11 protein-coding genes are annotated in these 12,624 nt (G+C 61.2%); 9 read left to right on the top strand and 2 right to left on the bottom strand.

Translation table 11 applies throughout. The features are described from left to right. Positions 1 to 5: 5 nt before the first annotated feature. Complete coding sequence (gene folP / locus ACIOJF_RS02385) at positions 6 to 932, bottom strand: dihydropteroate synthase (RefSeq protein ID WP_402741139.1); 927 nt, start codon at positions 930 to 932, stop codon at positions 6 to 8. A 112-nt stretch (positions 933 to 1,044) separates the two neighbouring features. Between folP and ACIOJF_RS02390 the strand changes: the two genes are divergently transcribed. Genes ACIOJF_RS02390 through mnmA form a run of 3 tightly spaced genes read left to right on the top strand, consistent with a single transcriptional unit; the run spans position 1,045 to position 4,252 of the window. Continuing rightward, positions 1,045 to 1,854 (top strand): hypothetical protein, encoded by an 810-nt coding sequence (locus ACIOJF_RS02390; protein WP_105656833.1) that lies wholly within the window; start codon positions 1,045 to 1,047, stop codon positions 1,852 to 1,854. Between the two features lie 29 nt (positions 1,855 to 1,883). Next, complete coding sequence (locus tag ACIOJF_RS02395) at positions 1,884 to 3,119, top strand: cysteine desulfurase family protein (RefSeq protein ID WP_105656832.1); 1,236 nt, start codon at positions 1,884 to 1,886, stop codon at positions 3,117 to 3,119. Continuing rightward, positions 3,116 to 4,252 carry a tRNA 2-thiouridine(34) synthase MnmA gene (gene mnmA, locus ACIOJF_RS02400; RefSeq protein ID WP_105656831.1) on the top strand — a complete coding sequence of 379 codons (1,137 nt, stop codon included), beginning with the start codon at positions 3,116 to 3,118 and terminating at the stop codon, positions 4,250 to 4,252. Before ACIOJF_RS02395 ends, mnmA begins: the two co-directional genes overlap by 4 nt. Before the next feature lie 679 nt (positions 4,253 to 4,931). Here the strand turns inward: mnmA and ACIOJF_RS02405 are convergent. Continuing rightward, positions 4,932 to 5,291, bottom strand: a complete 360-nt coding sequence (locus ACIOJF_RS02405; RefSeq protein ID WP_105656830.1) for a hypothetical protein — start codon at positions 5,289 to 5,291, stop codon at positions 4,932 to 4,934. Positions 5,292 to 5,518: 227 nt separating this feature from the next. Between ACIOJF_RS02405 and ACIOJF_RS02410 the strand changes: the two genes are divergently transcribed. From ACIOJF_RS02410 to ACIOJF_RS02435, 6 genes are all read left to right on the top strand, one after another. Beyond that, entirely contained in the window at positions 5,519 to 7,150 is a 1,632-nt protein-coding gene (locus ACIOJF_RS02410) for an ABC transporter substrate-binding protein (protein WP_133834292.1), read from the top strand. A gap of 146 nt (positions 7,151 to 7,296) precedes the next feature. After that, positions 7,297 to 8,388, top strand: coding sequence for an ABC transporter permease (locus tag ACIOJF_RS02415; RefSeq protein WP_105656828.1), 1,092 nt, complete (start codon positions 7,297 to 7,299; stop codon positions 8,386 to 8,388). Positions 8,389 to 8,390: 2 nt separating this feature from the next. Next, positions 8,391 to 9,377 carry an ABC transporter permease gene (locus tag ACIOJF_RS02420; protein ID WP_105656827.1) on the top strand — a complete coding sequence of 329 codons (987 nt, stop codon included), beginning with the start codon at positions 8,391 to 8,393 and terminating at the stop codon, positions 9,375 to 9,377. Then, positions 9,374 to 11,068: an ABC transporter ATP-binding protein gene (locus tag ACIOJF_RS02425; RefSeq protein ID WP_105656826.1), complete on the top strand. Its 1,695-nt coding sequence runs from the start codon at positions 9,374 to 9,376 to the stop codon at positions 11,066 to 11,068. Before ACIOJF_RS02420 ends, ACIOJF_RS02425 begins: the two co-directional genes overlap by 4 nt. Positions 11,069 to 11,178: 110 nt before the next feature. Then, positions 11,179 to 11,550 carry a chorismate mutase gene (locus ACIOJF_RS02430; RefSeq protein WP_105656864.1) on the top strand — a complete coding sequence of 124 codons (372 nt, stop codon included), beginning with the start codon at positions 11,179 to 11,181 and terminating at the stop codon, positions 11,548 to 11,550. Continuing rightward, complete coding sequence (locus ACIOJF_RS02435) at positions 11,543 to 12,607, top strand: hypothetical protein (protein WP_105656825.1); 1,065 nt, start codon at positions 11,543 to 11,545, stop codon at positions 12,605 to 12,607. The genes ACIOJF_RS02430 and ACIOJF_RS02435 overlap by 8 nt, the downstream gene beginning before the upstream one ends. Positions 12,608 to 12,624: the final 17 nt, after the last annotated feature.

The raw sequence follows: 12,624 nt of genomic DNA on the forward strand, positions 1-12,624 counted from the left end.
AATCCTTACTTGCTGACTTCGGGTTCTGGGTGAGCAGGAGGATTGACATCCCCCATGTTGTGTATCTGGTAAGCAGGCTCCCGCCACCCTTGTGCTGCTTCGAGCAGGCGTACTGTCTGCACCGATTCAGGAATATTGTGCATCCGCAATATGCGGGCACCGTTCATGGCACAGATCGTTGCTGCCACCATAGAACCAACCATGCGCTCAGCCTTCGGCAAGTCCAAGGTTTCACCGATGAAGTCCTTGTTCGAGACCGCTGCCAAGGCCGGATAGCCCAAATCGGCAAAGGCCTGGAACCCAGCGGTCAAATCCAGAGTGTGGCGGGTGTTCTTGTTCAGGTCGTGCCCTGGATCAACAATGATCTTTGCCGGAGAAACACCAGCGTCCAACGCAATCTGGATTTTCTCCAGCAGATACTGGCGGATCTCGGCCACCACATCGTCGTAGCTAGGGCGTGGGTAAACGGTGCGGGGCTTGGCTAGCGAATGGGTGATCACCACATGCACGTTGTTCTTGGCTACCACCCGGGCCAAACCGGGATAGGAAAAGCCTGTGGTGTCATTGATGACATCAGCGCCGGCATCAATGGCAGCCTGCGCCACCTGTGGATGGAATGTGTCTGCAGAAATAATCACCGAACTGCGGCTACGCACTTGATGGATAACCGGCACAATTCGCTCTGCTTCCTCCTGCCACGGGAGCTCCGGGCCCGGAGAGAAGGGGACTCCGCCGATATCCACCCAGTCAGCACCTGCCTCGACCGCACGCATGGCAGCGGCCACAGCATCATCCAAGCCAAAGGTCGACCCGGCATCGTAGAAAGAATCCGGAGTGCGGTTGATCACTGCCATCACCGCGATCCGCTGTGAGAAATCCAAGGAGCGCTGGGAGAAATCATGGACTGGAACCAAGAAATCAGGCTTGAACATGCAGGAAGGCTCCCTTAGCTGGAATCGACACGTCATCAGTTGTTCCTCTATTCATACCACCGACCACGGTTCGGAGGAGGAATCCGCCCGCTGCTCTCGCTAGGCTTGGACCATGCAGTTTTCACACCTCTCCGCAGCCCACGGGCAATGGATCGCCGCAGCTTGTGCATCAGCCGACCCCAGCACGGTAGTAGCCCAGATCCCGCATGGCTACGAACGCTACGTCCGCATCCTTCACCCAGCACTGGATGAAGATGACCAGTTGGTGCGCTGGGAGACGGTGGCACAGAGCCGCAAGCACATCATCACCGCCGCGGATCTTTTTGAAACCGTGGCCGGACTGGACGCGCAAGGCAATCCTGCGACCGAAGACGCCTGGGTAGATACCGACCTGCCGCTGGACCAGCTCCCGGAATCACAATGGCAAGCACTAGCCGCCGAAATGGTCCGGGTTTCTGCCAAAGACCAGAAGTTCGTGGTGGGCTTGTGGGCCGGTTACGCATTTATCGCGGGCGGGGAACGCATACAGATTGAGCGCGAGCCGGATCCTGCATTGAGCGATGACGAGAACCAGCGGGTGTACGAGTTGGCGCTCGCCGAGGCGCAGAAACCTGCCTTTGGTCCCGAGATCATCCAGGCAGAACCGTTCGACCTGGGTGGCGGATACCGGAACTACCACCTGTTCGAAGCGGACGCGGAGTTCCTGGCGCAGCCCGAATGGGCCAGAACTGCCGACGGCGCCCAACGCCAGCGCCCGGCGCTGGCGTTTGCGGCGGACCATTCCTGGATGCTGTCGACAGAACCGTTTGATGATTGCACCATCCTGGGTGGTCCTGCTTCATTGATTGAGGCGGTCTTGAACAATCCGGCGCTGGAGGCCATTGAGGTTGGCCAATTCACACGGATCGGCCATTCAAACTAGGGCGCCCCACCCCGTACCATTGAAGTGTTATGAAAACTTCCGCCGTATACCTGGATCACGCGGCAACCACCGATCTGAATCCAGCAGCTCTGGCTGCCATCACCGAACAGTATTCCCGCACCGGAAACCCGTCTTCTTTGCATGGGGCCGGACGTCGCGCCAACCGTGCGGTGGATGATGCCCGCCAAGCTATCGCCATGGCCGCCGGGGCGCACTCCAGCGAATTGATCTTCACATCTGGTGGGACTGAATCGGATAACTTGGCGCTGAAGGGACTGTTCTGGAACCGCGTGGCGGCCAATGAGCAGGCGCGTGCCATCGTGCTCACCGGCATTGAGCACCATGCGGTCCTGGATACGGCTACCTGGCTGCAGGACCATGAGAATGCCACCTTGCTGTGGCTCGCCGTGGATGAAGACGGTGTCGTTGATCTGCAGGCGGCCGAAAAGCTATTTGAAGAGCAGCACGAGCAGATCGCTTTGGCCACCTTGATGTGGGCCAACAATGAAGTCGGCACCGTTCAGCCGATCCGTGAATTTGCTGCCCTAGCTGGCAAGTACGGGGTCCCGGTGCATTCGGATGCGGTGCAGGCCTTTGGTGCGCTCGCGGTCGACTTCGGCTCCTCGAATCTGGCCACCATGGCGATTAGCGCGCATAAGATCGGTGGCCCGGTAGGCATCGGCGGGCTACTGGTTCGCCGCGATATTGTGCTCACCCCGGTCCAGCACGGCGGTGGACACGAACGCAAGCTGCGATCGGGGACTTTGAATGCTGCCCACGCGGCCGGCTTTGCCGCCGCGGCTACCGCGGTGCGTTCTGGATTGCGGCAGGAAGCTGCGCGGCTGAGCGAACTGCGTGAATATGCGATTGAGAAGATCACCGGCTTGATTCCGGAAGCGGTGCTGAACGGACCACGGGATCAGGGCAATGAGGGCCAGCGCCTCCCGGGCAATCTGCACTTCACCTTCCCGGAATGCGAGGGGGACTCCTTGCTATTCGGCTTGGACATGGTTGGCATCGCATCATCCACCGGTTCGGCGTGCACCGCTGGTGTTCCGCAGCCTTCGCATGTTTTGCTGGCTATGGGACGCGATGCGCGCACCTCGCGCAGTGTGCAACGCTTCACATTGGGGCATACATCCACACGCGCCGACGTTGACGCATTATTAGAGGCTTTGCCCCAAGCGTATGCTCAGGCAAAGAAGGCTGGCATGGCAGCCGATGAAAGCAGCATCCACACGGCAGGAACAGGTTTTACACGATGAAAGTACTAGCAGCGATGTCCGGAGGCGTGGACTCGGCGGTAGCCGCGGCCCGCGCAGTTGAAGCCGGCCATGATGTGGTCGGCGTGCACCTGGCCCTGTCTCGCATGCCGGGGACCCTTCGCACCGGTTCGCGCGGTTGCTGCACCTTGGAAGACTCCAATGATGCATGGCGTGCCTGCGACAAGCTGGGCATCCCATACTACGTCTGGGACTTCTCGGACCGCTTCGCAGAAGACGTGGTGCAGGACTTCGTGGATGAATACGAAGCTGGCCGCACCCCGAATCCCTGCATGCGATGCAATGAGAAGATCAAGTTCGCTGCCTTGCTGGAAAAGGCATTGGCCCTGGGCTTCGACGCGGTATGCACCGGGCACTACGCCAAGGTGCTGCGCGATTCCGAGGGCAACCCGGAGCTGCACCGAGCCGCAGACTGGGCCAAGGACCAGTCCTACGTTTTGGGCGTGCTGACCCACGAACAGCTGGAACACTGCATGTTCCCGCTAGCCGAGACTCCCTCCAAGGCGGAAGTTCGCGCCGAAGCCGCAGCGCGCGGACTGACCGTGGCGAACAAGCCAGATAGCTATGACATCTGCTTCATTCCCGATGGCGATACCCGCGGTTGGCTGGCTGAACGCATCGAGATGAAACCAGGCGAGATCGTTGACCACGAGGGCAACCAGCTCGGTGAGCACGAAGGCGCCCAAGCCTTCACGGTTGGCCAGCGCAAGGGTCTTCGACTGGGTCGTCCGGCCGCCGACGGCAAACCGCGCTTCGTCTTGGAAATCCGTCCGAAGGACAACAAGGTCATCGTCGGTCCAGAGGCCCTGCTGGCTGTGGACCAGCTGCGCGGCATCCGCATTTCCTGGGCTGGCCTGCCGATCGCTGAAGTTTTCAGCGGAGACAAGTTCGACTGCATGGTGCAGGTGCGCGCGCACGGCGATCCGGTCGCCGCGGTAGCCCACATGGAGCGCTCGGAAGAAGGCCGCGACGAGTTGGTTGTCAACCTTCCCGAAGGCATGCGTGGAGTCGCGCCGGGCCAGACCATGGTCGTCTACCAGGACAGCCGCGTGCTGGGCCAAGCGACCATCGATTCTGCTCGTTCCAGCGAATGGGACTCCAGCATGGTCAATTAATTAGCCATCCAAAGAAACCCTTGGTCCAGTTCAAGATAATGAACTGGACCAAGGGTTTCTTCGCGTCGTGATTCAAGTTAGACGAACGGCTGGTTGCAACGGAGCTCGGCGGCCATCCGCTTCGGCCGTGGGCGTCCGGCACGTATTCGCCCGGCATTGCCGGCGATTACCGGTGGTGTGTGGGATTCGGCCTGTCTTCAAGGGCCGCTTGGGGCTTGCTGGCTCACTGCATTGGTTCGACCCTCTAGGTTTCGCTATTGAATTGGGCTGCCGACCCTGTTGCGCCACCGGATGCCCTGGCTTCCAATGCGCTCGCTGCGATGTTCTCGAGAATGCTCACCAGCGGTAGCTGGGCGGATAGGGGCGCATCGTCCAGAACAACGGATCATTCCAGTCGGCAGAACCAATTCGTACCAATCCGGAAGGCCTCCACGAGCTAGATGCCCGAGGGGCTCGGGCAGCAGTACTCAAGGCCTTCGCAAGATCCAGCCGACGGCCGGTGCATGGAACCTGCACTGGATGATGCTGGACTCTGTCCGGTTGCCCGCTGCATGCATTCCCGTGGCGGAAAGGACGCCCAGGGGGATGAACCGAGTGAAGAGCACGAGCTTGCGCGACAGCGAAGGGTGCCGGACCAATATCGGTCCGGCACCCTTCGCCATTGTGTTGTATTCAGCTTTTAGCCTTCATCGACAATGCCGAACATATGAGCGGAAATATCTTGGTACTCCACCCGGGTCTTGCCCTTTTCCAGCTTTGGAAGCTGCGCCGGGGAGTGGGTGTGGCAGTGAACGAAATCGAAGGCAGGCCACCACTTCTTGGGGCGTTCGTATTCGCTGAAGCCGCAGACTTCGCAGACCAGATGAATCCACACGGGGCGTTTGCCGGTGCGGTTGGCGCGCGACTGCTCCAACCAAGCTGGTGGATTGGTGTTCAGCTCACGGAATTCTGCTTCGCTCATTTTGGAAGGAATGCCGTGGCGCTTGGCCATTTCTACTGGGATATCCAACGCGATTGCCGCGTCTCTACGAGTCATCATTGACATCTAGCTTATGCCACCTGGCCAACGAGCCGGAAGGAATCCCAACCCATCTCACCATTGAGTTAGAAAGGCTATGGGCTGAAGCACAAAAAGTGGGCGTCGAGACCACGTTTTTGCCAATTTCCGCCGGTTCCATTCGTATTTTGTGCCCTGCATCACTTAGGCTATGTGAAGCATGTGTTAATCATCACAGCCCATGCATGTACCTAGACGAAGGATGACTCATGACTCGCAAGAAGAACGGGCTGCGACTCGCAGCAGCCGTTGTGGGTATCTCTGCCCTGGCTCTGACCGGCTGCACCCAAGCTGCAGACAGTGGCAATGAAGAGGGCGGCAGCGGCGATGCCAGCGCTCCAATCACCCTGGGCACCACCGACAAAGTGACCTCCCTGGACCCTGCTGGATCTTACGACAACGGTTCGTTCATGGTCATGAACCAGATCTACCCATTCCTGCTCAACTCCGAGCCGGGCAGCCCGGACCCATCGATGAGCCTTGCCGAGTCCGCAGAGTTCACCACCCCGACTGAATACACGGTCAAGCTGAAGCCGGGCTTGAAGTGGGCCAATGACCACGACCTTGATTCCAAGGACGTCAAGTTCACCTTCGACCGCCAGCTGAAGATCGCGGACCCTAACGGCCCATCCTCGCTGCTGGGCAACGTTGAGTCCATCGAGGCGCCTGACGCCACTACCGTAGTCTTCAAGCTGAAGGTCGGCAATGACCAGACCTTCCCGCAGGTGCTGACTTCCCCGGTCGGCCCGATCGTCGATGACGAAGTCTTCCCCGCAGACGCAGTCATGGACGACCAGAAGATCGTTGAGGCCAAGGCCTTCGGAGGCCAATACGTTATTGATTCGTACAACAAGAACAACCTGATCTCCTTCAGCGCTAACGAGTCCTACCAGGGCGTTCTGGGCCCTGCAGCCAACGACAAGGCAGCGATCAAGTACTACGCGGACGCCAATAACCTGAAGCTCGAAGTCCAAGAAGGCAAGATCGACGTCGCATGGCGTTCGCTGACCCCAACCGACATCGAAGACCTGGGCAAGGATGAGAATCTGGCGGTCCACAAGGGACCGGGTGGCGAGCTGCGCTACATCGTCTTCAACTTCGATTCCATGCCATACGGTGCCAAGACCGATGATGCTGATGAAGCGAAGTCACTGGCCGTACGCCAGGCAGCGGCGCACCTTGTGGACCGCGAAGCCATCGCGAAGAACGTCTATAAGGACACCTACACCCCGGCTTACTCGTACGTGCCGCAAGGCTTCACCGGCGCCACCGAGCCGCTGAAGGACATGTACGGCACCGACGGCAAGCCGGATGCAGCCAAGGCCAAGAAGGTTCTGGAAGATGCCGGAGTGAAGACCCCGGTCAAGCTCGCGCTGCAGTACAACCCGGATCACTATGGCCCGAACTCCGGTGACGAATACGCACTGGTTGAAAAGCAGCTGGAGGCCGATGGCCTGTTCGAAGTGGATTTGAAGTCCACCGAATGGGTGACCTACCAGAAGCAGCGCGTCACGGATTACCCGGCCTACCAGCTGGGCTGGTTCCCGGACTACTCGGATGCGGACAACTACCTCTCGCCGTTCTTTGCCAAGGAGAACTTCCTTTCGAACAACTACGACAACCCCGAGGTTGACAAGCTGATCTCCGATCAGCGAGGAATGGTCGACGCTGCGGAGCGCACCAAGGCCATCGAAGAACTGCAGACGATGGTGGCTGAGGACTTGTCCACGCTTCCACTGCTGCAGGGTGCCCAGGTGGCCATTGCAGGCAAGGACGTCAAGGACGTTGACAAGACCTTGGACGCATCGTTCAAGTTCCGTCTCGGTGTGCTGAGCAAGTAATTCGGCTCTCGCCTCGCAGACACCAAACCTGAGGGGATCTGCCACGCGCCAACCCTTGGTGCGCGCGGTGGATCCCCTTGGCATGCGCCGTCATTGACCGCTCAAGGCGGCGCATTGCCACGCATCCTGAACCATAAGGACAGACGATGACCATCACGTCGCCACCGGGCCAAGAAGCAAGCCCGCTAGCAACACCCAAACCAGCAAAGCAAAAAGGCGGAGGATTCCTCCGCTACCTGATTACCCGATTCTTGCTGATCATTCCCACTGTCTTCATCCTCATCACAGTGGTGTTCTTCCTGATGCGCGTGACCGGCGACCCGATCACCGCAGCCTTGGGCGGACGGCTCACCCCGGACCAGCTGGCCCAGCGCATCCATGAAGCCGGATACGACCGGCCGATCCTGATCCAGTACTTCGAGTACCTGGGCCAGATCTTCACCGGCGATCTGGGCCGCACCATGAGCGATAACCGGGCGGTCACCGAGGTGCTGGCCACCTACGGCGCGGCAACTTTGGAACTGGCCATCAACGCGGTCCTCGTCGCACTGCTGGTCGGCATCCCGCTGGGCCTGGTTGCCGCGAAGTTCCGCGACCGCTACCCGGATGCCGTGTTGCGCATCCTTGCAATCCTTTCCTACGCTACCCCGGTGTTCTTCGCCGGCCTGCTGCTCAAGCTGGTCTTCGGCGTATGGCTAGGCTGGCTGCCGATCAGCGGCCGTGCCGACTGGCAGACCGAGCTTGAACTGACCGGCCTGCAGAGCCCATCGGGCATCTACTGGCTCGATGCGCTGCGCAGCGGCAATAGCGCTGCCTTCTGGAATGTCACCGAGCATGCGATCCTGCCAGCCCTGGCACTAGGCCTGCTCACCGGCGGCGTGTTCCTGCGCCTGGTGCGCACCAACGCAATTGGCACGCTGGGCCGCGAATACGTGGAAGCCGGCCGTTCGCGCGGCGTCAGCGAATTCCGCCTCACCACCAAGCACGCATACCGTCCGGCGCTGATCCCGATCATCACCGTCATGGGCCTGCAGATTGCCATGCTGCTCGGTGGAGCAGTGCTGACCGAGACCACCTTCGAATGGTCCGGCTTGGGCTTCAAGCTCGCCGAATACCTCACCGCCCGCGACTTCGTGGCTGTGCAGGGCATCGTGGTGCTGCTGGCCATTATCGTCGCCGTCACCAACTTCATCGTTGACGTGCTGGCCGCCTTGATCGACCCGAGAGTCAGGTACTAATCATGAGTACAGCTACCTTGCCGGCTTCGAACAAGTCCTGGCTGGACCGGCTCCCGGTCATCTCCCACCTGCGCATGTCCTCGGGCCTGCAGCGGGGCATGCTGGTTGCCGGTCTGGCGCTCTCCGGCCTGTTCATCGTTACCGCCCTGTTCGCGCCGCTGATTGCGCCTTTCGATTTCGCGCAGTCCTCGGATGCATCCGGGGACTTCCCGCGCCAGGCGGCTCCGGACAGCAAATTCATCTGGGGCACCACCGCCACCGGCTATGACGTGTTCTCGCGGACCCTCTTCGGTGCGCAGACGGCCATCTGGGTGATCCTGGCGGCCGTGGTCATGTCCCTGTTCCTGGGCGTATTGCTGGGCTTGATCTCCGGCTACCTCGGCGGCTGGTTCGACCGCATCGCCGTGGTGTTGGCCGATGCGATCTACGCGTTCCCATCCCTGCTGCTGGCCATCGTGATGTCCATCGTGATTTCCCAGGGCCAGTCTTCGCTCTTCGGCGGCGTGATGGCAGCGGCCATCTCCATCACCGTGGTATTCATCCCGCAGTACTTCCGCGTGGTCCGCGCCGAAGTGATGCGGCTGAAGGCGGAACCCTTCGTAGAATCCGCACAGGTGATCGGCGCCAGCCCATGGCGAGTGATGTTCGCGCACCTGCTGCGCAACGCCACCCGCACCTTGCCGCTGATCTTCACGCTGAATGCCACCGAGGCATTGCTGACCCTGGCGGGCCTGGGCTTCCTGGGCTTCGGCATCGAACCGACCAGTGCTTCGGAATGGGGCTACGACCTGAACCGAGCGATGTCAGATGCCACTAGCGGAATCTGGTGGACCGGCCTGTTCCCGGGCTTGGCCATCGTGCTCACCGTGATGGGCTTGACCCTGGTTGGCGAGTCCATGAATGACCTCAATGACCCGCGCCTGCGCCGCTTCAGCCGCAAGAAGGCCAAGCGCATCACCCAGTCCGGACAGGTAGGAGCAAACAAATGACCAACAGTCCTCTCCTCGACTCCGAGGCCAACGTCGGCACACCCGCTGTCTTGCGCATCGAAGACCTGAACATTGATTTCGTCACGGACGCCGGCGCAGTGCCGGCAGTGCGCGGCGTTGATTTGCAAGTCAGGGCCGGCGAGATCCTGGCCATCGTGGGCGAATCCGGATCCGGCAAGTCCGTCACGGCACGCACTGCTCTGGGCATCCTGGCCGAGAACGGTGCCTCGCACGGCGGGGTCTACCTCAAAGGCAAGAACATGCTCACCCTGCGCGGCCGCGAGCTGCGCGCGGCTCGCGGCCGGGATGTGGCCATGGTCTTCCAGGAACCATCCACGGCACTGAACCCGGTGTACACCGTGGGGTGGCAGATCATGGAGGGCATCCGCGCGCACAACAGGATTTCCAAGAAGGAGGCCAGGACGCGCGCCATCGAGGCGATGCGCCAGGTCGGCATCCCGGATCCAGAGCAGCGCGTGGACTACTACCCGCACCAGTTCTCCGGTGGCCAGAAGCAGCGCGTGGTCATCGCCGCGGCGCTGGCCCTGAAGCCGGAACTGATTGTGGCAGATGAGCCAACCACCGCATTGGATGTCACGGTGCAGGCTGAAATTCTCCAGCTGCTGCGCGACCTGCGTGATCAGCTGGGTACCGCGATCGTCATCATCACCCACAATATGGGGGTGGTGGCCGATATCGCCGACCGCGTGATCGTGATGAACCAGGGGCAGATCGTTGAGCAAGCACCATCGATCCAGCTCTTCGAAGCACCGCAAGAGGACTACACCAAGTCCCTGCTGGCTGCCGTGCCGCACCTGGGGCGCGAAAGCGCCTCGGAGGGACTAGTCGAACGTCCGAACCAGGATGCTGAATTGCTGGTGGAAGCCAAGGGCCTGAAGGTGCATTTCCCGGGACGCCTCGGGGCCCCGGGCTTCACCGCGGTCGATGAGGTGGATCTGAAGATCCACGCCGGCGAGGTCTACGGACTGGTGGGCGAGTCCGGTTCGGGGAAAACCACCATCGGACGCAGCATCGCGGGATTGAACCGCATCACCGGTGGCTCGCTGAAGGTGCTGGGCTACGAGATGGCCCACTTCAAGGAACGCACCTTCAAGCCGCTGCGTGAGCAGATCGGCTTCGTGTTCCAGGATCCAGCGGCAAGCTTCAATCCGCACTTGACCGTAGGCGAATGCGTGGCCGAGCCACTGGCCGTGCACCGTGATCTGAACCCGCTGCAGACCCGCAACAAGGTGGCCGAACTGCTTGAGGCCGTGCAGCTTCCAGCCGGTTTTGCCAACCGCTACCCGCACGAACTCTCCGGCGGCCAGCGCCAGCGCGCGTCGCTGGCCCGCGCACTGGCCTTGGAGCCGAAGCTGCTGATTGCCGATGAGCCAACCAGCGCACTGGACGTTTCGGTGCAGGCCAAGGTGCTGGAGCTGTTCCGCGAATTGCAGACCGAACTGGGCTTCGCAGCCCTGTTCGTCTCGCATGATCTGGCAGTGGTGGACCAGCTGGCTACCTGGGTGGGCGTCCTGTTCCGGGGCACCTTGCTGGAAGAAGGCTTGGGCTCCAAGGTCCTGGCCAACCCGCAGCATGAATACACCCAGCGCCTGATCGCCTCGCTTCCGGTTCCGGACCCGCGCGAACAGGCGCAGCGACGCAAACTGATTGAACAGCTGAACGCCTCCTGAGCAGCTGGCAATCAAGGAACAACGGGCATGCCCCGGGCACGGTCAGGCACCGTGTCCGGGGCATGTCACCTTGTGGGTAATCCGTCATGCGAACCCGTAAACTGGTGATCATGAACGAGCCGAAGAACACTGAGACCACCCAGTCATTCGACCCGCACGCCAGCTCGTTGCAGGGCGAGGTCCAGAATGAAGTCCTCGAAGAGCTGTACGCCATCCGCGGCAGCATCGACAACTTCGATGCGCAGCTGGTTTTCCTGTTGGCTGAACGCTTCAAGGCGACCCAGCGCGTAGGGGTCCTGAAGGCCGAGCACCAGTTGCCGCCGAGCGACCCTAGCCGCGAGAAGGCGCAGATCGAGCGCCTGCGCGCCCTGGCCCACGAAGCGCATCTTGATCCAGAATTCGCCGAAAAATTCCTGAATTTCGTGATCTCTGAAGTCATCCGCCACCACCAGAACATTTCTGACTCGCACAACAATGACTGAGCAGGAACACGAGGCCGCTGAACGCCGCGATGTTCACGCCACCGCTTTCTGCCAGTTCCCGGGCAGCGACCCGTCGGCCATCCACGAAGTGGTGCGCGGGGAATTGGGAGAACCCAACCTCGCGGTCTTCCCGCAGCTGCCGGATCGTGGCGTCGGCGCCGATGCGGTAGGGCGCAGCGCCACCTTGCTGGCAGACCTCGGCTTCGATCTGCAGCCGCACGGCTGGAGGATCGGTGCCAAGGACGGTATCGATGCCCGTCGTGCCCGCAGCATCCTGCGCAGTGACGAGAATCTGCTAGCTGATGTACTCGGCGCGGAAGCGAAACCTGCCCAGCGCCTCAAGCTCACCTTGCTCGGTCCGTGGACCTTGGCCGCCAGCCTGTACCTGTCGAACGGGGAGCGGGTGATCAGCGATCATGGGGCGCGCCGCGACATCATCGAGTCCTACGCCCACGGAGCACGCGAGCATCTGGACCGACTGGCCCGCATTACCTCGCTGGCGGACTTCACTATCCAGATTGATGAGCCGCTGCTGGGCGACGCGCTCGACGGCACAATCAGTACCGCCAGCGGATACCGGACCCTGCGCTCGATCCCACGCGCCGAAGTGCGAAGCGCCTATGCGCAGTTCTTCAAGGTGCTCGCTGGCGAGGCCGAAGGCCAACGGGTCACCTCGCTGCTGAATCTGCCTACCCAGGATGAACACTGGATTGAACGGGTGGATCTGCTGCACCAAGCCGGTGCCGGCGCGCTGGTCATCGACCCTGGAGGCTTGACGCACCGCAAGTGGGAGCGGGTAGCGGGACTTGTCGAAGGCGGGGGCCGCGTCTTCTTGCAGGTGCTCGCCCCCGGAACCCGGGCACCAGGTGTTGTAGAAGGGGTGAACTCCATTCTTCGTCCTTGGCGTCAGCTGGGCTTGGGCTTGGGGCAGCTAGGTGCACTAACCCTGATGCCGCGTGGAGACTTCTCGCGCAGCAGCTCGGCGCAGGCCATCGAGAACCTGCGACGGCTGGCCAGTTACGCCCAAGCGTTGGAGCAGACACGCGTCGATGCGTAGCTAACTGCCTGATTCCT

It is taken from the genome of Glutamicibacter sp. NPDC087831 (assembly GCF_044742845.1).
In the GTDB taxonomy this organism is placed as follows: domain Bacteria; phylum Actinomycetota; class Actinomycetes; order Actinomycetales; family Micrococcaceae; genus Glutamicibacter.